Source organism: Halorussus sp. MSC15.2 (genome assembly GCF_010747475.1).
Classification (GTDB): Archaea; Halobacteriota; Halobacteria; order Halobacteriales; family Haladaptataceae; genus Halorussus.
In genome coordinates this window covers 495,028-516,765 of sequence record NZ_VSLZ01000003.1, presented here as the reverse complement: position 1 = coordinate 516,765, position 21,738 = coordinate 495,028, and the positions used below count along the sequence as shown (strand labels likewise).

Here is a 21,738-nt window from a genome sequence, read left to right as displayed (position 1 = left end):
GCCGGTTCCCGCGTCGGCGACGACTACACCGGAGCGGGAGTGACTACGCTGAAAACGAAACGACGAACCCTCGGAGTTACACGTCGGGCGTCTCCATGATGCGCGGGACCCCGGCCGCGGTGATGGTCTCGCCCACGACGTAGGAGGCGGCGTCGCTGGCGAGGAACTGGGCGATGTCGGCTATCTCCTCGGTAGTGCCGATGCGGCGCTCGACCTCGTCGCGGTCGAGGTCGTCGGCGCTGACGCCCATCTGACTCTCGACGCCCGGCGTGGCGACGAACCCGGGCGCGATGCAGTTGACCCGTACGTCGTCGCTCGCCCATTCGAACGACAGCGTCGAGGTGAGGTTGATGACGCCTGCCTTCGCCGCGCCGTAGTGGCTCATGTGTGGCGACCCCTTCTGGCCCGCGACGCTGGCGAGGTTGATGACCGCGCCGCCGCCGTCCTCGCGCATGCGCTCGCCCGCGACCTGCGTGCAGTGGAAGGTCCCGTGGAGGTTGATGTCCACGATGGTCTCCCACCCGTTCTCGCTGATGTCCTCGAACGGGGCCATGAAACTCGCCCCGGCGTTGTTGACCAACACGTCGATGCCGCCGAACTTCTCGACGGTGGCGTCTACCAGCGCCTCGACCGCGTCGCGGTCGGTCACGTCGCACTCGACCGCGAGCGCGCTTCCCTCGCGGTCGCTGTCCTCGATGCCCTCCGCGACCGGTTCGACGTTCTCCAGTTCGCGCGAGCAGACGACGACGTTCGCGCCGTCGTCGGCGAACCGCTCGGCGATGGTCCGCCCGATGCCGCTCGACGCGCCCGTGACAATGACTGTGTCGTCGGCGACGCCGAACTGGTCTCTCATGCGCGACCCTCCGCGGAGTTGGTTGTTATTACCATTGTTAACTACGTGCCACGATTCTCGCCCGCTGTTAATAAATATGGGGTGGTGTTTGCAATCGTTATCTTAATCTACGATGCTAGTCATTATGTCCCATGGACAAGTCCGCGTTCGGCGAGGACGCGCGTTCGGGCAACGTCGCGCGACTGCACGACGAGACGGCGGAGCGCCACGCCGACGACCTCGCGCTCGAAATGCACGGCACCGAAATCACTCACCGGCAGCTACGGGACCGCTCGGCGCGGTTCGCCGGCGGATTGCGCGAACTCGGGGCCGGACCCGACGACCGGGTCCTGCTGTACCTACCGAACTGCCCGGAGTACGTCGTGGCCACCCTCGGGACCCTGAAGGCCGGGGCGGTGGCGTCCCCGATGAACCCCCAGTACAAGGCCCGCGAAATCGGCCACCAACTCCGCGACACCGAGGCCTCGGTCGTCGTCACCCACGCCGCGCTCCGCGAACACCTGACCGAGGCCCTCCGGGAGACCGACCGCAGTCCGACCGTCGTCACGGTGGGCGGCCCCGACGCGGTCCCCGAGGGAGACGTGCCCTTCCCGGAGGTGGACGGCGACCCGACCACCGTCGAACGCGAGAGCGAGGACGTGGCGCTCCAACCGTACACCAGCGGGACGACCGGCCAGCCCAAAGGCGTCCTGCTCACGCACCGCAACCTCCGCGCGCAGGCGTTCTCCGGGTTCGAACTGGTAGACGTGGAACCGGACGAGGACCGCAGTCTCGCGGTCCTGCCGCTGTACCACATCACCGGCTTCGTCCACTCGACGTGGCAGACGCTGATTCGGGGCGGCGCGGTCTACGTCCGCGACCCCTCGCGGTGGGACGCCGAGGACGCCATGCGGACCATCGAGGAGGAAGGTATCACGGGGTTCATCGGCGTCGCGGCGATGTACGTGGACCTCGTCAACCACGAGGCGTTCGGGGAGTACGACCTGTCGAGTCTGCGCGAGACCGGACAGGGCGGCGCGAAGATGCCGGTCGCGGTCCAAGAGGAGTTCGAGTCGGTCGCGGGCGTGGACACGTGGGAGGGGTACGGTCTCACCGAGACGACGGCGGCGACCCACACCGGCGCGGGGACGACGTTCGGCCACAAACTCGGGACCATCGGACAACCGCTCCGGATGACCGACTGCAAGATAGTGGACGAGAGCGGCGAGGAGGTGCCGCCGGGCGAGGAGGGCGAACTGCTGGTCCGCGGGCCGCAGGTGATGAAGGGGTACCACGACCTGCCCGAGGCGAGCGAACAAGCGTTCACCGAGTCGGGCTACTTCCGGACCGGCGACGTCGCGCGGCGCGACGCCGACAACTACTACGAAATCATCGACCGGAAGAAGCACATGATAAACACGGCGGGGTACAACGTCTACCCCAGTGAGGTCGAGGAACTGCTCTTCGAGCACGAGGGGGTGGCCGACGCCGCCGTGGTCGGCATCCCGGACGAGCGCCGGGGCGAGACCGTCAAGGCGTTCGTCGTTCCCACACCGGAGACAGACGTGACCCCGGAGGAACTCAAGCAGTTCTGTCTGGACAACCTCGCGGAGTACAAACACCCCCGCGAGGTCGAGTTCGTCGAGGAGTTGCCCCGGACCGCGAGCGGGAAGGTCCAGAAGTTCAAGTTGGTCGAGGACGAGGAGAGCTGACCGTGTCGGGCGACGAACCGACGGCGGACTACCGGGCGGTGTTCTGGGACATCGGCGGCGTCATTCTCGACCCCGAGTCCGTCCGGCGCGCCCACGAGGCGTTCGTCGAGAGACTGGTCGAGGAGTACGTCCCCGAGCGCTCGCCCGACGACGCCGGAGGACACGGCCCTACGAACCCTCGTTCGCAGGCTCACGACGACGCCGGAGGACACGGCCCTACGAACCCTCGTTCGCAGGCTCACGACGACGCCGGAGGACACGGCCCTACGAACCCTCGTTCGCAGGCTCACGACGACGCCGCAGGACACGGCCCTACGAACTCTCGTTCGCAGGCTCACGAGGACGCGATAGCGACGTGGCGGGCCGCGGTCGGGTCGTACTTCCGGGAGCGCGAGGGGACGGAGTTCCGGTCTGCGCGGACCGGCTACGACCGCGCCGTGGCCGAAATCGTCGGCGAGGCGGTGCCCGAAGACGAGTGGCTCCCGCTCTTCGAGGCGGTGACGACCGAGACCCTGCGGCCCGAACCCGGTGCGGTCGAGGCAATCGAGCGACTGGCCGACAGCGACCGCCACGTCGGCGTCGTCAGCGACGTGGACACCGAGGAGGGACTGCGGATTCTGGAGACGTTCGGCGTCCGCGACCGGTTCGACTCGATTACGACCTCCGAGATGGTCGGGCGAACCAAGCCCGACGCCGGATGTTCGAGACCGCCCTGCGGGAGGCCGACGTCGCGGCGGACGAGGCGCTCATGATAGGCGACCGGTACGAGCACGACGTGGCGGGCGCGAAGGACGTCGGACTTGCGACCGTCGCCTACGGGGCCGAGGACGGTCCGGCGGTCGATTACCGGGTGGACGACCTCCGCGAAATTCTCGACATCGTCGGCGTTCGTGATTCGCTCGACTGAGGCGACGTTGCCGGCCGGAGCCGCGTGACGACATCGCGTCGCCTCGGAGACCAGCCACCATCTTTAATGGACCGTTTGTGTCGATTGTGAACGCGATTCACCATGACAGACGCCCTGCTATTACGAACGACGAGGTCCGCACCGCGACGAGCAGACGGCGAGACCGAGTCCCTCCGCACGACGAATCCCGTCGCGGGAACCGGCGGGCGCGAGCGGCGGGAGGGGGACCGATGAGGGCGCTCACGTGGCACGGGAAGGAGGACGTCCGCGTCGAGAACGTTCCCGACCCCGAAATCGTCAATCCCCGGGACGCGATAATCGAGATAACCGCCACCGCAATCTGCGGGTCGGACCTCCACCTCTACGACGGGTACGTGCCGACGATGCGGGAGGGCGACGTGTTGGGCCACGAACCGATGGGCGAGGTCGTCGAAGTCGGGAGCGCCGTCGAGAACCTGGAGGAGGGCGACCGCGTTGTCGTGCCCTTCACGATTAGCTGTGGCTCCTGTTGGTTCTGCGAGGAGGAACTCTACTCGCTGTGTGACAACTCGAACCCGAACGAGGAGATAGCCCGCGAGATGATGGGCCAGTCGCCCGCCGGTCTGTTCGGCTACTCGCACATGATGGGCGGCTACGCCGGCGGACAGGCGGAGTACCTGCGGGTGCCGTTCGCCGACGTCGGCCCGGTCAAGGTGGACTCGGACCTGTCCGACGAACAGGTCCTCCTGCTCTCGGACGTCTTCCCGACGGGGTACATGGCCGCCGAGAACGCCGACATCGAGGCGGACGACACGGTCGCGGTCTGGGGTTGCGGTCCGGTCGGACAGTTCGCCGTCCAGAGCGCGTGGATGCTCGGTGCCGGCCGCGTGATTGCCATCGACAGAGTGACCGAGCGACTGCAGATGGCGCGAGAACACGGGGACGCCGAGACCATCGACTTCGAGGACGAGGACGTCTACGACCGCCTGATGGCGATGACCGGGGGCCGTGGTCCGGACAGGTGCATCGACGCGGTCGGGACGGAGGCCCACGGCACCGGTCTCATGGGGGTCGCGGACGAGGTGAAACAGCAGGCGCATCTGGAGGCCGACCGACCGCACGTCCTCCGGCAGGCTATCAGGTGCTGTCGGAAGGGAGGGACGCTCTCGGTTCCCGGCGTCTACCTCGGACACGCGGACAACGTTCCCGTCGGTCCGCTGATGAACAAGGCCCTGACCGTGAAGACCGGCCAGACCCACGTCCAGCGCTATCTCGACCCGCTCTTGGAGAAGATAGAGGACGGCGACATCGACCCCTCATTCGTCGTCACCCACCGAGAACCGCTGGAGAAGGGACCGGAGATGTACGAGACGTTTCGGGACAAGAGAGACGGATGCATCAAGACGGTGCTGACGCCCTGAGGGACCGCGGCGACCGGAAGCGAACCCGCAGTCTCGCCGACCTCACTCGCCGAACCGGAGCAGGTGTTCGACCTCGCTCGGGTCGGTGTCCTCGAAGGCGTCGCGCGCGATGACCCGCTTGTGGACCTCGTCCGCGCCGTCGATGATGCGGAACTGGCGCACGTTCTCGTAGAAGTCCGCAAGCGGCAGGTCCTTGCCAATGCCGTTGCCGCCGCATATCTGGACCGCGGTGTCGATGGCGTCCTGCGTGACGTTCGCGGCGAACGTCTTGCTCATCGCCACCTCGATGCGGGCCTCGTTGCCCGCGTCTATCTGTCGGGCGGCGTGGCGGACCATCGACCGGGCGGCGTGGAGGCGGGTCTCGGCCTCGGCGATTTCGAACCGGAGCGCCTGCTTGTCCGAGAGCGTCCCGTCGAAGGCGCGGCGCTCCTCGGCGTAGGCCTTCGCCACGTCGAGGGCGCGCTCGGCCATCCCGGAGAACCGCATGCAGTGGGTCAGGCGCGCCGGGCCGAGGCGCTGCTGGGCGATGGCGAACCCGGCGTTCTCCTCGCCGAGCAGGTTCTCCTCCGGCACGCGGACGTCCTCGTACCGAATTTCGGCGTGGCTCGCGCCGGTGAGACCGCCGCCGAGGTGCGGGATGTCGCGCACGATTTCGACGCCCGGCGTGTCGGCGGGGACGAGGAAGATGGAACAGCCCTGATACGGGTGGGCGTCCTCGTCGGTCCGGGCCATCACCAGCAGCACGTCGGCCTCGCTCCCCTGCGTTGTCCACCACTTGTGGCCGTCGATGACCCACTCGTCGCCGTCCTTCTCGGCGCTCGTGCGAATCATCTTCGGGTCCGACCCAGCGCCCTGCATGGGTTCGGTCATCGAGAATCCCGACCGGGCCTCGCCCTCGGCCAGCGGTCGGAGCCACTCGTCTTTCTGTTCGTCGGTGCCGACCAGTTCGAGGGTGTGCATGTTGCCCTCGTCGGGCGCGTTCGCGCGGATGGCCGTCGCGCCGAGGAGGCTCCGCCCGGCCGCCTCGAAGACGGGCAGCATCTCGCGGAACCCCATCCCCAGACCGCCGTACTCCTCGGGTATCTGGGGGCCGTACACGTCGTACTCGCGCGCCGTCTCGCGGAGTTGGCGGACGGCGTCGCGGGGGACCGGCCCCTCGCCGAGGTACTCGCGCTCGACGGGAATCACCTCCTCTCGGACGAACTCACGCACGCGCTCGGCCACCGCTCGGCCTCGCTCGGGGTCGTCGTACTCCATACTCCAACCTCTCCACAACGATGTAAAAATATTTCCCCGATTCTATTACCCTCGTAAGTTCTTTACCGGAGTTGTACGTACAATCGACACGAAACGTCCGGGCCGCGCGAGAACACGGCGCGGGCCGCGGAACCGCCGACCGACCACCGCAGGACGAACTCATGACAGGTGACGAACGCGACCACTCCACGACCGACACCGACCGAGACCGCTCCGCGAGCGATGACGGGGGAGACCGCTCCGAGAGCGACCGCGAACGCGACTACTTCGAACGACTCGTCGACCGGAGCGCGCTCCGGGACTATCTCGCCCAGCAGTTGGGCGAGACCGAGACGTACACCGTCCGGCACCACGAGGAGGGCCACTCCAACGAGACGCTGTTCGTGACGTGGGGCGACAGGGAACTCGTCGTCCGGCGACCGCCGCCCGGCGAGACGGCCGAGACCGCCCACGACGTGTTGCGGGAGTACCGGGTGCTGGACGCCCTACAGGACACCGACGTCCCGGTGCCGGGGACCGTGCTGGCCTGCGAGGACCACTCGGTGGTCGGCAGCGACTTCTACGTGATGGAGCGCGTGGAGGGCGACGTTCTCCGGGACGCGGAACCCGACCGCTTCGGGACGCCCGAGGCCCGCCGACGCGTCGGCGAGGAACTCGTGGACACCCTCGCGGCGATTCACGCGCTCGACTACGAGGAGGTGGGACTCGGCGAGTTCGGCCACCCGCCGGGCTACACCGAACGACAGGTCGAGCGCTGGACCAAGCAACTCCACTGGGCCTTTGAGCGGACCGCCGACGAGCGGACGGTGCCCGAACTCCGGTCGGTCGGCGATTGGCTGGCGGAGAACTGCCCGACCGACCACGAACACGCGCTGGTCCACGGCGACTACAAACTCGACAACGTGCTGTTCGCGCCGGGCACGCCGCCGGAACTCGCCGCCGTCTTCGACTGGGAGATGGCGACCCTCGGCGACCCGCTGGCCGACCTCGGGTGGATGCTGTCGTACTGGCGCGACCCCGACGACCCGGACCCGGCCACGCCGGAACTGACGGCCACGTTCATGGAGTCGGAGGGCTACTCGACCCGCCGCGAACTGGTCGAGCGCTACGAGCGGGAGACCGGCATCGAGTACGAACACGACCGATTCTACCGGTCGCTCGCGGTGTACAAACTCGCGGCGCTCGGCGAGATGTTCTACCGGCGGTACCTCGAAGGCAACAGCGACGACCCGATGTACCCGGCCATGGAGCACCGCGTCCCGGACCTCGCCCGGCGCGCCAAGCGAATAATCGACGGCGACGAACCGCTCTGAGGACTCCTCCTCCAACCGACCTTCGCCGACGTTCCGCCGGACACCCCCACAACGACCAAACCGTTTTGCCGTCGCGCGCCGACGCTGGAGGCATGCCAACGCTCGACGCTTTCGACCTCTCGGGAACCGTCGCCGTCGTGACCGGCGGCACCCGCGGCATTGGCCGGGCCATCGCCGGGGGGGTTCGCCGACGCCGGGGCCGACGTGGTGCCGACCGCCCGCACCGAGGCGGCGGTGGAGGACGCCGTCGCGGACGTGCGCGACCGCGGCGCGTCGTCGCTCGTCGCCCCGACCGACGTGACCGACGAGCGGGCCGTCAGCGACCTGTTCGAGCGAGTCGAAGACGAACTGGGCGGGGTGGACGCGGTGGTGAACAACGCCGGTATCAACCCCGACGCCGCGCTCGGGCCGCCCGAGGACGTGGACGCCGAGGCCTTCGATTTCACGACCGACGTGAATCTGGGCGGGGCGTTCGACTGCGCGCGGGCGGCGGCCGACTCCCTCGCGGAGCGCGGCGGGACCGTGGTCAACGTCGCCAGCGTCGGCGGACTCGTCGGCCTGCCGCGCCAGCACCCCTACGTGGCCTCGAAGCACGGTCTCGTCGGTCTCACGAAGAGCATGGCGCTCGACTGGGCACCCGACGTGCGGGTCAACGCGCTCGCGCCGGGGTACGTCCGCACCGACCTCACCGAGGAACTGCAGGAGAACGAGCGACTCCGGCAGTCCATCGTGGACCGGACGCCGATGGCGCGGTTCGCCGACCCGGAGGAAATCGCCGGTCCCGCCGTCTTCCTCGCCAGCGACGCCGCCTCGTACGTCACCGGCGAGTGTCTGGCGGTGGACGGCGGGTGGACCGCGCGCTGACGCGCCGACCGGCGCGGAAAGAATAGTCGCCGAGTGACCGAACGCGGTCCGGACCGTCAGTACGTCGAACTCGACGTCGTCGGTGTCGGTCGCCGTTCGGATGTCCGTCGGCCGGACCTGCTACTGTAGCGCTGCTGACTCTGTTGGGACCCCTGTGTTCCCCCTGCGGTTGCCGACTGTTGGCTCGGCGCTTGCTGTTGGGGTGACTCCCGAATTCGTCGCGGCGGACGGCCGAGGGCGCGCTCGACCGACGCCACCCGGTCGCCGACGCGCTGTCGGCGTCCCCTCACGTCGTCGATTTCGATAGACGTGACGACGCGCTCGTCCGGAATCGCTTTGTGCGCGGCCCGGACCGCGTCGAACACTTGGTCGATGGACTCGGCCTCGATGATGGTGTCCGTCGCCGTCGTCTCGTAGGAGACGTCGAACTGGTCGAGCATCTCGACGGCTCTGGCGATGGACGGTGCCATACTCCCCTCCCGTACCGGGATGATTTCTAGACGTGCTATTGCGGTCATCGTCCCTCCTCACACCACCGGCTCTCGGGTTCGTGGTGCGCGGGGTAGATACGGCAATCGTTTACATAGTCTTTTCTCGGGACCGGTGACCGCCACTGATTTATTGGACACGTCGAGTCGCTTCTCCCCTCCCGTTCCGGTGAGAGTACCGTTCGACGTCCCAAGTTGCCTGTTACCAATCCCCACCTTTTAGACCGCCCCCGTCGTACCCGACTCCGATACTCGGAGAACCAACATGTCTTGGCGCATCACGCTCGACGCTCCGACCTACGAGCAGGCCCGCGAGGAGTTCTCGTGGGAGCAGATACCGGACGACTACAACATCGCTCACGACGCGCTGGGCAAGCACGAGGACCTCGACCGGCCCGCGCTGCATCAGGCGTACCCGGACGGGTCGCGGGAGACCTACACGTTCCGGGACCTCGACGAGCGCACGGACGCCGTCGCCCGCGGGTTGGCCGACCGCGGCGTCGAACGCGGCGACCGCGTGGCGGTCGTCGTCCCGCAGAAGCCCGCCAACCCCATCACCCACCTCGCGTGCTGGAAGTTAGGTGCGGTCTCGCTCCCGCTGTCGGTCCTGTTCGGGACCGACGCGCTCCGCTATCGCCTCGCGGACTCGGGGGCGAGGGCGGTCGTCGCCGACGAGTCGGTCCTCGATACGGTTCTGGCGGTGCGCGACGACTGCCCGGACCTCGACCACGTCGTGGCGGTCGATGCCGCGGACCCGCCGACCGACGTCGAGCGGTTCGAGGCGCTGCACGAGGACCGGCCGACCGAGTTCGAAGTCGCCGAGACCGACGCGGACACGCCCGCCATCGTCATGTACACCAGCGGGAGTACGGGACCGCCGAAGGGCGTCCTCCACACCCACGACGTGTGGCTGGGTCACTGCCCGGCGTTCTACATGTACTTCGAGCGCGACGTCGCGGAGTCGGTGTTCTGGACCCCCGCCGACTGGGCGTGGATTGGCGCGCTCGGCGACCTCGTCTTCCCGGCGTGGCACCACGGCCGCCCGGTCGTCGGCTACCCGATGGGCGGGTTCGACGCCGAGACGGCCTACGAACTGCTGGCGGAGTTCGGCGTCACCGACGCCTTCCTCCCGCCGACCGCCATCCGGATGCTGATGGAGGTCGAGGACCCCGCCGACGAGTACGACCTCGACCTGAAGGCGGTCTGCTCGGGCGGCGAACCGCTGACGCCCGAGATTCTCGACTGGGCCGACGAGGAACTGTCCGGCGTCGCCGTCAACGAACTCTACGGCCAGACCGAGGCCAACCTGCTGGTGTCGAACTGCCGGGACTGGTTCCCGGCCCGGCCGGGGAGCATGGGCAAGCCAGTTCCCGGCCACGAGGTCGCAATCGTGGACCCGGAGACCGGCGAGCGCCGCCCGCGGGGCGAGGTCGGGATGATAGCGGTTCGACGCGACGGCGACCCGGTCGTCTTCGAGGAGTACTGGAACCAACCGGAGAAGACCGCGGACGCGACAGTCACCGCGCCCGACGGCACGGAGTGGCACCTGACCGGGGACCTCGGGTCCCGCGACGAGGACGGCTACGTCTGGTTCAAGGCGCGCGACGACGACGTCATCATCACCGCGGGCTACCGCGTGGGTCCCGGCGAAGTCGAGAGCGCCGTCCTCGAACACCCGGACGTCGAACAGGTCGGCGTCGTCGGCGTCCCCGACGAGCGACGCGGCGAAATCATCAAGGCGTTCGTGCAACCGGTCGGCGGCGCGACCCCCGACGACGCGCTCCGCGAGGAGATTCGGGACCTCGTCCGCGAGGACCTCGCCAAGCACGAGTACCCCCGCGAAATCGAGTTCCTCGACGAACTCCCGCAGACGACGACCGGCAAGATTCAGCGCCGAAAGCTCCGAGACCGCGAGACCGAGGAGTAGTTCGGCGGTCGGCCTCGCGGTGGGTTATTCGGTCTTTATGAACTCCGTCGTTCCGTCCTGTTCCACCGTGATGCGGTAGCTCTCGTAACTGAACTCGACCTGCATCTGGGCCTCCGCATTCGGCGGATTGGAGAACAGATGCTGGAGGACTTCGTCCGTACACTCCCACAGGTTCGAAATCTCCGTCGAATCTTTGCCTTCGATATCCGCGACTATCTCCGCGACCTCGGTCGCCGGTTCCGGTTGGTCCGTATCGATTTGTCGGTGGATAATCTCGCTCTCGGGTTCGTCGGACATTCTGCCAGCCATACAATAGCTCCACTCATAAGTGTGGGTTACTGGTGACGGGGCGTCCGTAATCGGGGATTGAACCGCCCGTCTCGCTCGCCGAACCCCTCGGGCCTTCTCGGTGTCGAACGATTTCGACGGGGTCAGTCGGACTCGGCTACCGAGACCGAGAGGTACTCTTCGAGCAGGTCGTCGCGCTCGCGGAGGTCGGGCACGCTCCCCTCCCAGACGTTCGACCCCTTCTCGATTATGTAGGCGCGCTCGGCGAGGTCCAGCGCGAACTGGACGTTCTGCTCGGTCAGCAGGACGGTCACGTCCTCTCGGACGATTTCGCGGAACACGCGCCGCAGGTCCTCGACGATGACCGGCGCGAGACCCTCGGTGGGTTCGTCCAACAGGAGGAGGTCGGGGTTCTGGACGAGCGCTCGGCCCACCGAGAGCATCTGCTGTTCGCCCCCCGAGAGGTCCCGGCCCAGACTGTCGCGGAGGTCGTCGAGCGTCGGGAAGATGTCGTACATCTCCTCGACCGGACGGGGGTCTCCGGCGGTCTCGGCCGCCACCTGCAGGTTCTCGTGGACGGTCAGCGTCGGGAATATCCTTCGGTCCTCGGGGACGAGTTTGACGCCCATCCCGCTGATTCTATCGACCGCGGCGTCGGCGATGTCGGTGCCGCGGTAGGTGATGCGTCCCTCGCGCCGCGGCACGGACCCGACGATGCTCCGGAGCGTGGTCGTCTTGCCCGCGCCGTTCCGCCCGAGCAGGACGACGACCTCGTTCTCCTCGACGTCGAGCGAGAGGTCGAACAGGACGTGACTGTTCCCGTAGTAGACGTCAACGTCCTCCATCTCCAGTATCGCCATCACTCCTCACCTCCCGACCCCGGCCCCGCTCGGCCGCTCGGCGTCGTCATCACCCCTCACCCCCGAGGTAGGCCTCGCGGACGCGCTCGTCGGCCATCACCTCGTCGGGAGTGCCGTCGGCGATGAGTCGCCCGTTGTCGAACACGAGGATGCGGTCGGAGATGCCGAGGACGACCTCCATGTCGTGTTCCGTGACGAGGAACGTCGTGTCCGTGGTCTCGTCGAGTTCGCCGATGAGTTCGACCATCCGCCGGGTCTCGGTCGCGTTCATCCCGGCGGTGGGTTCGTCCAGCAGGACCACCGACGGGTCGGTCCCCAGCGCGAGCGCGATTTCGACCTTCCGGACGTCTCCGTGCGAGAGGTTGGCACATCGGGTGTCGGCGACGCCTTCGAGGTTGGTCAGTTCGAGGACGCGGCGGGCCTGCTCGTTGAGTTCGTCGTCGCTGGCGGCGACGGACGTGACGTCGAGGGTCCGACCCTCGCGGCTGATTCGGGCGACGCGGACGTTCTCCAGCACCGTCAGGCGCTCGAAGACGTTGTTTATCTGGAACGCCCGGGCGAGTCCGAGACGGTTTATCTCGAACGGTTCCATCCCCGTGACGTCCACCAGTCCGGCGTCATCGGGGTCGGTCGCAGTTCCAGCGTTCGCGTCCGTCCCGCCGTCGGCGTCCGCCGTCGTCCCGCCGTCGGCGTCCGCCGTCGTCCCGCCGTCGGGCACCGGGTCCGCCCGGCGCGGACGGATGGCGATGCGGCCCTCGGTCGGGTCCAGTTGCCCGGCGAGCAGGTTGTAGAACGTGGTCTTGCCCGCGCCGTTCGGGCCGATGATGCTGGTGATGTCGGCGTCGTCTATCGCCACGCTGACGTCGTCCACGGCGACGAGCGCGCCGAACTCCCGCGTCAGGTGTTCGGTTTCGAGGACTGTCGTCACGTCAGACCCCCTCCTCGGTCCCGAACAGCCCCTGCGGTTTGAGTACGAGGACCGCTATCATCGCGAGGAACGGGAGTAACTGGCCCGCCCCGGAGATGACGATGCTCCCGACGGCGATGAGCAGTCCGATGACGTACGCGCCGACGAACGCGCCCGTGAACGACCCGAGACCGCCGATGACCACGACGACGAACGCGTTGATGATGACCTGATTGCCCATCGCCGGACTCACCGCCCCGACGGGCGCCGCGAGCGCGCCGCCCAGTCCGGCGAGGACCGCCCCGACGAAGAAGACGCCGGTGTAGAGCCGCGAGACGTCGATACCGAGCAGGCGGGCCATGTCGCGGTCGCTCGACGTCGCCCGCACGAGGCGACCGACGTTGGTGAACCGGAGGACCGCGAACAGCGCGCCGAGCACGGCTATCGACGTGAGTATCAGGAACACCCGGTAGGTCGGGGCCGCGAGCGAACTCGTGAACCGGACGGTGCCCTGAAGTTCGGGCGGCGGCGCGATGACGAACTGGCCCGTCCCGAAGGCGACGCGGGTGAGGTCGGTGAGTATCAACACGAACGCGAAGGTCAGCAGCAGTTGGTCGAGTACCTCCTCCTGTCGGCCGTAGAGCCTGCGGATGAATCCCACCTCGATGACCGCGCCGAGTACTCCGACGACGACCAGCGCGGCCACCACCCCCGGCCAGAACCCCATTTGTGGAACGCTCAGACCCAGAACGTCGAGACCGTTGACCAGCGTCACGGCCACGTACGCGCCAATCATGTAGAGCGCCCCGTGAGCGAAGTTGAGCACGTCGAGGACGCCGAAGATGAGGCTCAGTCCGATGGCGACGAGGAACAACTGCGCGCCGATGCTGAGTCCCGTGATAACCTGATCCGCAATCAGGTCGATGCTAACCATGAACACACCTCGACGAGAACGGGATTAAACGTTTCGCCGCCCTCGGGCGCTCTGGATGGCGAATACCGCCGTTTTACTATTGGGACGGGATGCGGTTGGATGAGCGTAACCGGACGGATAAACGTTGCGGCGGCGAGTGATAGAATAGAGACAGGGCGGCCCTCGTACTCAGGCGAAGGTATATGTTCACATCTACCATCAACGATTCGTGGGTTTCATGACAACAGATGGCACTCCCCGTGTCGGACGGGAGGAGAAGGGCGAATCGACGGGGTGGAATCGCCGCAGGTTCCTCGGCGCGGCCGGAGCGACCGGCGTGGCCGGACTGACCGGACCGGTGGGGACCGTCGCGGGACAGAACGGGCCAATCAAAATCGGAGCGGTCTACCTGCTGTCGGGACTCGGGCAGTCGCTCGGGTCGGCATCGGTCGCTGCCGCCGAACTCACGGTGAAGAAGATAAACGAGGCGGGCGGCATCATGGGTCGGGACGTCGAACTGATAGTCCGCGACCACGAGAACAGCGCCTCCACCGCGAACCAGCACTTCCGGGACCTCGTCCAGCGGCAGGGCGTCGCCGCCATGATTGGTCTGACCTCTTCGGGGGTGACGCTCTCGACCGCGCCGACTGTCGCACAGCTCGGGGTGCCGCTGACGCTGACCGACATCGGGACGCCGTTCATCACGGAGCACGACGAGGACACGTACGGCGACAACGCGCAGGGGACGCCGGTTCACTTCCGGACCAACGCGAACACCGCCATCAACACGTACGCGATGGCGAAGTACGCGAACGAGAACCTCGACGTGACGCGCGTCGCCAACCTCGGACCCGACTACGCGTACGGCCAGCAGTGCTGGGAGTACTTCAAGGCGTTCTCGAACGCGATGGGGGCCGACTACGAGTACGTCGCCAGCCAGTTCCCGGAGGTGGGTGCGGGCGACATGACGCCACAGATAAACACGGTGACCAACGCGAACCCGGAACTGGTGTTCACCTCGTTCTGGGGCGGCGACGCGGTCACGTTCGTCCAGCAGGCCACCCAGCAGGGACTGTTCGAGCAGGCCACGGACGTCTTCGACACGCTCGGGGCGGACCCGACCGTGTTCAAGGCGCTGGGCAACAGCATGCCCGAGGGCGTCAGCTACTCCTCGTGGTACTGGCACTCGACGTACGACAACGAGAACAACAAGAGCTTCCTGAACGCTTGGAACGAGGAGTACGCGAACACCGACACCATCGGCATCCCGTCGTTCACCGGACCGAGCGCGTGGTCCGCGCTCTGGATGTACAAGCGGGCCATGGAGAACGCCGGGAGTACCAACCCCGACGACATCGCCTCGCAGTTGGAGGGGATGCAGTTCCAGAACGACCCGCGGGGGCCGATAACGATAGACGCAGACTCCCATCAGGCGCAGGCACCGACCGTCATCGGGACCACCAGTAGCGAGGACGACGTCCCGTACGACGGGGTGGGACTCCAACCGTCCCAGTCCATCAGCGCGGACCGCAAGACGCTCACCGACCTCCTGAGTCAGGCCGACACCAACCTGCCGCCGGGCGTCTGAGCGCCGGACTCCCGGTTCACAGGCACACGCTACCTACACATGAGCTACACAGATACGGTACGTGACCGCGTCCGAGACCGCGACTTGGGGGTCGTCGTCGCGGGCGTCGTCGTCGCCGCGGCGCTCGTCGGCGCACCGCTGTTCCTCGGACCGGTCGAGACCTCGCTGCTCATCACGATGCTCCTCGTCGCCATCTTCGGAACGGCGTTCAACCTCCTCTACGGCTACACGGGACTGCTCTCGTTCGGCCACGCGATGTTCCTCGCGGTGGCGGCGTACGCGACGGCGAAGGTGTTCAACGTGGTCGGTCCGCTCGTCGGCGTCGAGCAACTGTTCGGCGGGGCCAGCGTGCTGGTGACGTTCGCGCTCGCCGTCCTGCTTGGGGTGGTGACGGCGACGCTACTGGCCATTCCCGTCGGCTACCTCAGCGTCCAACTGGAGGAGATATACTTCGCGATGATTACGCTGTCGTTCAGCATGGCGGTGTTCGTCGTCCTCCTGCAGGACATCACCGGCCAGTTCGCCGAAATCCTGCACCTCGGGGAGACCGCCACCGAACTGCTCGCCACGAACGGCGACGACGGACTCATCATCTCGTTCCGGGCCATGGGCGAGGTGGACCTGTTCGGGTGGACGTTCACGTTCATGAACATCGACGACTACCTCGCGTTCTACTTCGTCGTCCTGTCGGCCTTCGCGGCGTCGATGTACGCGCTCTGGCGAATCGTCCGGTCGCCGTTCGGGCGAGTCTGCATGGCGATTCGGGAGAACCCCGAGCGCGCCCGGTCGCTCGGAATCGACGTGACGCGCCACTCGTGGGCGACGTTCGTCGTCAGCGCGGCGTTCACCGGACTCGTCGGGACGATGTGGGCACCCCTGCAGAGCAGCGTCGTCCCTGGCATCGGCCACTGGACGTTCTCGGCCACGCCCGTGCTGGTGACGGTCATCGGCGGCCCGTACTCGTTCCTCGGCCCGACGGTGGGCGCGTTCGTCTACGAGTACCTCCGGTTCACCATCGACCAGTACCCCGCGCTGGCGGCGCGCTGGCAACTGGTGTTCGGCGTCATCCTGCTGGCGGTCGTGATGTTCTTCGAGAACGGCGTCACCGGCGGTATCAAGGACCTCTGGCGTCGCGCCCGCGACGGTCTCGGTTCCGGCGACAGAGTCACGGGCGAGGTCAGGGGCGGCCGCGAGGGCGAGTGAGCGGTCCGTCGCCTCGGTGGGGCCGGGGGTATCGCCCCCGTTCTTCGACTGGCCGTCTGGCCGCAGACGGGCGAGTCACACGACTCGTTGACAGACCGCGCCGTCGCCCGACGCGTTCTAACAACGATTACGAAATAGCTGCAAACGGATTCCGATATTGTTGGAGAGGGATATTTCCTTTACAGAGGTAACCACTCTCCGGTGGAGTTAAGGTCGGATACCACGAAACGTCGTACCGTATGACAGTTTCTGACATCCGACGGGTGACCGTTCTCGGAGCGGGCAACATGGGCCACGGAATCACCGAGGTCGCCGCCCTCGCCGGGTACGACGTGACGATGCGCGACGTCGAGACGGACCTCGTGGAGGACGGCTACGACGACATCGAGTGGAGTCTGGAGAAGTTGGCCGAGAAGGACCGACTCGACGAGTCGGTCGAGGCGATTCTGGGCCGCATCGACACGACGACCGACCTCGAAGAAGCGGTCGCCGACGCCGACCTCGTGATAGAGGCCGCGCCCGAGCGGATGGACCTCAAGAAGGACATCTTCGGCGATTTGGACGAGTTCGCGCCCGACGACGCGATACTCGCGTCGAACACCTCCAGTCTGAGCATCACCGAGATGGCGACCGCGACCGCCCGCCCCGAGCAGGTGGTGGGCACGCACTTCTTCAACCCGCCGGTGAAGATGGACCTCGTGGAGGTCATCTACGGCGAGGAGACGAGCGACGACACCGCCGAGACGGCCTACGAGTTCGTGGAATCGCTGGGCAAGACGCCCATCTACGTCCGGAAAGACGTCAACGGGTTCGTGGTCAACACGGTCCTCGGGCCGTTCACCGACGAGTCGGCGTGGATGGTCTCGAACGGCGAGGCGACGATTCGGGAGGCCGACGCCGCGATGGTCCACCGGCGGGGCTACCCGATGGGTCCCTTCGAACTCGCGGACCTCACCGGCATCGACGTGGGCTACCACGTCCGGAAGGAGGCGGGCCGACCCATCCCGCCGATTACCGAGGAGAAAGTCGAGAACGACGAACTCGGCCGGAAGACCGGGAAGGGGTTCTACGACTACGAGGACGGGGAGGGCGTGAACTACGAACCCGGCGACGGCGAGGAGTTCGACACCCTGCGCGTCGAGGCCCGGATGGTCAACGAGGCCGCGCGACTCGTGGGCGACGACGTGGCGACGCCCGAGGAGATAGACACCGGGGTCAAACTCGGTCTGGGCTTCCCGGAGGGCATCTGCCGACGCGGCGACAAACTCGGTCTCGACGCGGTCCTCGACAAACTCCGGACCCTCCGCGAGGAGACCGGCGAGGACCGGTTCGAACCGGACGACTATCTGGTCGAACTCGTCGAGTCGGGGAAGACGGGCGAGGAAGCGGGCGCTGGCTTCCACGAGTACGGCGGCGGAGGCGACGGACCGGGCGACTACCGCCTGCTGAACTACGACCTCTCGGACGAGGGCCTGCTCGCAGTCGAACTCGACCGCCCCGAGCGCATGAACGCGCTCTCGGGCGACTTGCTGGGCGAGATAGACGACCTGCTCTCGTCGGTCGATACCGACGACGTCCGGTGCGTCACCTTCGAGGGCGCGGGCGACCGGGCGTTCAGCGCCGGGGCCGACATCGGCGGGTTCGCCGACATGGACCCCACCGATGCGATGGACGTGACCCCCGCGTTCGAGACGGTCAACGACTTCGAGCGCCCCGTCATCGCGAAGGTGGACGGCTACTGCCTCGGCGCGGGACTCGAACTCGCGCTGGCCTGCGACCTCCGCATCGCCACCGAGGCCTCTCAGTTCGGGTCGCCCGAAATCGGTCTCGGACTCATCCCCGGCGGCGGCGGGACCCAGCGCCTGCTCCGACTGCTCGGCGAGACGCGGGCCAAGGAACTCGTGTTCCGCGGCAACCGCATCGACGCCGACCGCGCCGAGGAGTGGGGACTGGTCAACCGCGCCGTCCCCGAATCGGAGTTCGAGGACACCGTCTCGGCGTTCGTGGCGGACGTGCTGGAGGGGCCGCCCGTCGGCCTCAAGGTCGCCAAGAAGGTGATGAACGAGGGCGCGGACGCCAGCCTCGACGCCGCGCTCGCGATGGAGAGTCAGGGGTTCGGCCTGCTGATGAGCACCGACGACGTGCGCGAGGGGACCGCGGCGTTCCGCGACGACCGCGACCCCGAGTTCACCGGAGAGTGACCCCATGAGCGACGAACGCGCCGCTGGCGGGGAACGGTCCGCGGACGCGACGGCCGAGATGCAGGCGTTCGTGGACCGCCACGGCTACCTCTCGTGGCTGGGCGTGACGGTCGAGGCGGTCGAGCGCGGGCGACTCGTCATGTCGGTCCCGTACGACGAGAAGTTGGTCAACCCCGACCCGGACGGTACCGCGGTCGTCCACGGCGGCATCGCCGCGACGCTGGTGGACACCGCCAGCGGGTTCGTCCTGCGGACCACGTTCGAGGACCCGGCCGAGGCCGCGCTCACGACCACCGACCTGAACGTCTCGTACCTCCGGCCCGCGACCGGCGACCTCCGGGCCGAGGCCGAGGTAGTGCGGGCGGGCGGGTCGATGGGCGTGACCGAGGTCACCGTCACCAGCGAGCGACCCGGCGACGAGGAGGCGACCGAAGTCGCGGTCGGACGCGCGAGCTATCGGCTGTTCCGGGGTGAGACGACGTGAGCCTCTCGTTCGACGAACTCGACGTGGGCCGCCGAATCACCACCCCGTCGCGGACCGTCACCGAGGCCGACGTGACCAACTTCGCGGGCGTGAGCGGCGACTTCAACCCGCTCCACACCAGCGAAACCGTCGCGGCGGAGTCGGCGTTCGGCGAACGCGTGGCCCACGGGGCGCTCGTGTTCTCGATGATGACCGGTCTCGCGCGCCGCGCCCGCGACCGGCGCGCCGACGTGGTGGCGTTCTACGGCGTGGACCGACTCCGGTTCACGGCCCCGGTCGAGTTCGGCGACACGATTCGCGTCGAGATGGAACTGGTCGAGAAGGACGAACGCGACCACCCGACCGCGAGCGGCGTGGTCCGGTACGAGACCGAGGTGCTGAACCAGCGCGACGAGACGGTGCTGTCGTGCGAACTGCTCTCGCTGGTGAAGTAGGACACGCCGAGGATGTCCGTTGGGGGATTCGAAGGACAGTTCGTCTCGGGGGAGACCGTCCCGCACCAGCCGAGTTAACCCGCTCACACTCGGCGAATAACTACCAGACAGAGGCGAGGAGTTTCCGCGATACGTTACTCCACGAGTGGCGGTCGTCGTTCGGACTGATTACCGGCGGTCGAGTGGTAGACCGCTTCGCCGCTCGTCGCGTCGAACAGGTGTAGCCGCTCGGGGTCGACGCCGAGTTCCACCTCGTCTCCCGGGTGTACGTCCAGTCGCGGTTCGGCTTTCACCTGTAGTTCGTCACCGCCGACATCGACGTGTAGCAGTAACGACTCGCCGAGCGGTTCGTGCACGACGACCTCACCCGTGAAGGTCCCCACCGCTGTCTGGCGGTCGAGCGTCGGTGCGACAGCGACGTCCTCAGGCCGGACCCCGAACAGTACCTGTCGCTCTGCGGCGGCGGCGAGTCCGTCGCGCTCCGGTAACCGAACCTCGAACCCGCTGTGAACGGCCACGTAGTCCTCGCCGGTAGCCTGCACCGTGGCCGGAACCAGATTCATCGCGGGGTCGCCGACGAACTCCGCGACGAATCGCGTGTTCGGGAAGTCGTACAGCGACTGTGGGGTCGATACCTGTTCGACTTGCCCGTCGTTCATCACCGCCACTCTATCGCCCAGCGTCATCGCCTCCGTCTGGTCGTGCGTGACGTAGATGGTGGTGGTGTCCAACTCCCGATGGAGTTTGAGCAACTCCGCCCGCATCTGAACGCGCAGTTTCGCGTCCAGATTCGAGAGGGGTTCGTCGAGGAGGAAGACTTCCGGTTCCCTGACGAGCGCTCGCCCGATGGCGACGCGCTGGCGCTCCCCGCCAGACAGGTGCTTGGGCTTGCGGTCCATCAGTTCGGTGATACCGAGCGTCTCGGCCGCGGTATCGAGGCGACGTCGCACCTCGTCGTCGCTGTACGACCCGGTGGACTGCAGGCCGAACTTCATGTTTTCCGCCGCCGTCATGTGTGGGTAGAGCGCGTAGTTCTGGAACACCATCGCGATGCTCCGGTCCTTCGGCGGGGTGTCGTTGACGATGTCTCCGTCTATCGAGAGCGTCCCGTCGGTAATGCCTTCGAGACCGGCGAGCATCCGTAAGGTGGTCGATTTCCCACAGCCAGATGGCCCGACGAGGACCAGAAACTCGCCTTCGCGGACTTCGAGGTCGATTCCACGAACGGCTTCGACGCCGCCGAAGTGCTTGGTCAGATTGTCGAGGGTGATGTGCGACATTGGTGGTCACTTCTGTTGGAGCGCGAACGTTTCGAGTAACGGTCGATGCAACGCGACGAGCACGACCAGCGGCGGGAGCAACGCGATTACCGCGCCCGCCATGATGAGACCCCACTGGGTCAGTCCGGACTGGCTGGCACCCTGCAGGAACTTGATTCCGACCTGCACGACCTGCTTGCTCTGGTCGCTGATGACGATTAGGGGCCACAGGTACTGATTCCACGCGTAGATGAACGTTATCACCGACACGCCCGCTATCATCCCCTTGGACATCGGTATCAACACTTTCACGAGGAAGGTGAGCGGCCCGACTCCGTCGAGTCGCGCGTTCTCGACCAGCGACGCGGGAATCGACATGAAGTGCTGGCGGAACAGGAAGACGGCGGTCGCGCTCGCTACGTACGGCCCGGTGATTGAGAGGACGGTGTTCGCCCACCCGAGGTCGGCCACGAGTTGGAAGAGCGGGACGATTCGTACCGGGACCGGTACCAGCAGGGTCAACAGGATGAACCCGAACACCGCGCGTTCGTACGGGAGTCGGTAGTAGACGAGCGCCAGTGCCGCCAGTAGCGACAGCGTGACCTTCCCGACGACGATGAGGACCGCCATGACCAGCGAGTTCCACATGTACCGTAGCAGGTTGTACTCCGTCAGAACCCGCTCGTAGTTCGAGAGTCCCTCGCTCCCGACGCCGAGGTTCGTCACTTGATACACTTCGGTCGTACTCTGCGTACTCATCACGAGCGCCAGCAGTAGCGGGAGTCCCATCAGGAGGATAGACCCGGCGAGCGCGACGTGGACGGTTACGCCGTCCTCCAGCACCTTCGCGACGAGCGACCGGTCGAACCGAGTTCTCGTGTGTTCGTTTTCCGTTGCCATA

General features: G+C 66.9%; 20 protein-coding genes and 1 pseudogene. 12 read left to right on the top strand and 9 right to left on the bottom strand.

Annotation, left to right across the window (positions count from 1 at the left end; all coding sequences use genetic code 11):
* Positions 1–76: 76 nt before the first annotated feature.
* Entirely contained in the window at positions 77–853 is a 777-nt protein-coding gene (locus tag FXF75_RS13870; RefSeq protein ID WP_163522451.1) for an SDR family NAD(P)-dependent oxidoreductase, read from the bottom strand.
* Between the two features lie 131 nt (positions 854–984).
* On the opposite strand from FXF75_RS13870, the gene FXF75_RS13865 reads away from it, so the two are divergent.
* From FXF75_RS13865 to FXF75_RS13850, 4 genes are all read left to right on the top strand, one after another.
* Positions 985–2,544, top strand: coding sequence for a class I adenylate-forming enzyme family protein (locus FXF75_RS13865; RefSeq protein WP_163522450.1), 1,560 nt, complete (start codon positions 985–987; stop codon positions 2,542–2,544).
* 2 nt (positions 2,545–2,546) lie between these two features.
* Positions 2,547–3,296 (top strand): HAD family hydrolase, encoded by a 750-nt coding sequence (locus tag FXF75_RS13855; protein WP_309221821.1) that lies wholly within the window; start codon positions 2,547–2,549, stop codon positions 3,294–3,296.
* Complete coding sequence (locus FXF75_RS22720; RefSeq protein WP_240334651.1) at positions 3,242–3,451, top strand: HAD family hydrolase; 210 nt, start codon at positions 3,242–3,244, stop codon at positions 3,449–3,451. Before FXF75_RS13855 ends, FXF75_RS22720 begins: the two co-directional genes overlap by 55 nt.
* A gap of 230 nt (positions 3,452–3,681) precedes the next feature.
* On the top strand, positions 3,682–4,851 hold the full coding sequence (locus FXF75_RS13850) for a zinc-dependent alcohol dehydrogenase (RefSeq protein ID WP_163522449.1): 1,170 nt from the start codon (positions 3,682–3,684) through the stop codon (positions 4,849–4,851).
* A gap of 42 nt (positions 4,852–4,893) precedes the next feature.
* On the opposite strand, the gene FXF75_RS13845 is transcribed toward FXF75_RS13850, so the two are convergent.
* Positions 4,894–6,108 carry an acyl-CoA dehydrogenase family protein gene (locus FXF75_RS13845; RefSeq protein WP_163522448.1) on the bottom strand — a complete coding sequence of 405 codons (1,215 nt, stop codon included), beginning with the start codon at positions 6,106–6,108 and terminating at the stop codon, positions 4,894–4,896.
* Positions 6,109–6,269: 161 nt separating this feature from the next.
* Here FXF75_RS13845 and FXF75_RS13840 point away from each other — a divergent pair, with 161 nt between their 5' ends.
* Both FXF75_RS13840 and FXF75_RS13835 read left to right on the top strand, forming a co-directional pair.
* On the top strand, positions 6,270–7,421 hold the full coding sequence (locus tag FXF75_RS13840) for a phosphotransferase family protein (RefSeq protein ID WP_163522447.1): 1,152 nt from the start codon (positions 6,270–6,272) through the stop codon (positions 7,419–7,421).
* 92 nt (positions 7,422–7,513) lie between these two features.
* Positions 7,514–8,285 (top strand): annotated as a pseudogene (locus FXF75_RS13835) (SDR family NAD(P)-dependent oxidoreductase).
* Between the two features lie 56 nt (positions 8,286–8,341).
* On the opposite strand, the gene FXF75_RS13830 reads toward FXF75_RS13835, so the two are convergent.
* The gene (locus tag FXF75_RS13830) at positions 8,342–8,803 is read right to left on the bottom strand and encodes a thiamine-binding protein (protein ID WP_163522446.1); all 462 of its coding nucleotides are present in this window, start codon (positions 8,801–8,803) and stop codon (positions 8,342–8,344) included.
* Between the two features lie 235 nt (positions 8,804–9,038).
* Here FXF75_RS13830 and FXF75_RS13825 point away from each other — a divergent pair, with 235 nt between their 5' ends.
* A complete protein-coding gene (locus FXF75_RS13825; RefSeq protein ID WP_163522445.1) occupies positions 9,039–10,700 on the top strand; it encodes an AMP-binding protein in 1,662 nt (553 codons plus the stop codon).
* A 24-nt stretch (positions 10,701–10,724) separates the two neighbouring features.
* Here the strand turns inward: FXF75_RS13825 and FXF75_RS13820 are convergent, their stop codons facing one another.
* The 4 genes from FXF75_RS13820 to FXF75_RS13805 all read right to left on the bottom strand — a co-directional run bounded on the left by FXF75_RS13820 (position 10,725) and on the right by FXF75_RS13805 (position 13,689).
* Positions 10,725–10,997, bottom strand: coding sequence for a HalOD1 output domain-containing protein (locus FXF75_RS13820; protein ID WP_163522444.1), 273 nt, complete (start codon positions 10,995–10,997; stop codon positions 10,725–10,727).
* A 134-nt stretch (positions 10,998–11,131) separates the two neighbouring features.
* Positions 11,132–11,848: an ABC transporter ATP-binding protein gene (locus FXF75_RS13815; RefSeq protein ID WP_163522443.1), complete on the bottom strand. Its 717-nt coding sequence runs from the start codon at positions 11,846–11,848 to the stop codon at positions 11,132–11,134.
* Positions 11,849–11,897: 49 nt separating this feature from the next.
* Positions 11,898–12,776: an ABC transporter ATP-binding protein gene (locus tag FXF75_RS13810; RefSeq protein WP_163522442.1), complete on the bottom strand. Its 879-nt coding sequence runs from the start codon at positions 12,774–12,776 to the stop codon at positions 11,898–11,900.
* A gap of 1 nt (position 12,777) precedes the next feature.
* Positions 12,778–13,689 (bottom strand): branched-chain amino acid ABC transporter permease, encoded by a 912-nt coding sequence (locus FXF75_RS13805; RefSeq protein ID WP_163522441.1) that lies wholly within the window; start codon positions 13,687–13,689, stop codon positions 12,778–12,780.
* Positions 13,690–13,906: 217 nt separating this feature from the next.
* On the opposite strand from FXF75_RS13805, the gene FXF75_RS13800 reads away from it, so the two are divergent.
* The 5 genes from FXF75_RS13800 (at position 13,907) to FXF75_RS13780 (ending at position 19,578) form a co-directional block, all read left to right on the top strand.
* Positions 13,907–15,256, top strand: a complete 1,350-nt coding sequence (locus FXF75_RS13800) for an ABC transporter substrate-binding protein (protein WP_163522657.1) — start codon at positions 13,907–13,909, stop codon at positions 15,254–15,256.
* Positions 15,257–15,295: 39 nt separating this feature from the next.
* On the top strand, positions 15,296–16,459 hold the full coding sequence (locus FXF75_RS13795) for a branched-chain amino acid ABC transporter permease (protein WP_163522440.1): 1,164 nt from the start codon (positions 15,296–15,298) through the stop codon (positions 16,457–16,459).
* A 239-nt stretch (positions 16,460–16,698) separates the two neighbouring features.
* Positions 16,699–18,660 (top strand): 3-hydroxyacyl-CoA dehydrogenase/enoyl-CoA hydratase family protein, encoded by a 1,962-nt coding sequence (locus FXF75_RS13790; protein ID WP_163522439.1) that lies wholly within the window; start codon positions 16,699–16,701, stop codon positions 18,658–18,660.
* 4 nt (positions 18,661–18,664) lie between these two features.
* Positions 18,665–19,144 (top strand): PaaI family thioesterase, encoded by a 480-nt coding sequence (locus tag FXF75_RS13785; protein WP_163522438.1) that lies wholly within the window; start codon positions 18,665–18,667, stop codon positions 19,142–19,144.
* Entirely contained in the window at positions 19,141–19,578 is a 438-nt protein-coding gene (locus tag FXF75_RS13780; RefSeq protein WP_163522437.1) for a MaoC/PaaZ C-terminal domain-containing protein, read from the top strand. Before FXF75_RS13785 ends, FXF75_RS13780 begins: the two co-directional genes overlap by 4 nt.
* 134 nt (positions 19,579–19,712) lie before the next feature.
* Here FXF75_RS13780 and FXF75_RS13775 read toward each other — a convergent pair whose 3' ends face one another.
* Both FXF75_RS13775 and FXF75_RS13770 read right to left on the bottom strand, forming a co-directional pair.
* Positions 19,713–20,858: an ABC transporter ATP-binding protein gene (locus FXF75_RS13775; protein WP_163522436.1), complete on the bottom strand. Its 1,146-nt coding sequence runs from the start codon at positions 20,856–20,858 to the stop codon at positions 19,713–19,715.
* 6 nt (positions 20,859–20,864) lie between these two features.
* Positions 20,865–21,737 (bottom strand): carbohydrate ABC transporter permease, encoded by an 873-nt coding sequence (locus FXF75_RS13770; RefSeq protein WP_163522435.1) that lies wholly within the window; start codon positions 21,735–21,737, stop codon positions 20,865–20,867.
* Position 21,738: the final 1 nt, after the last annotated feature.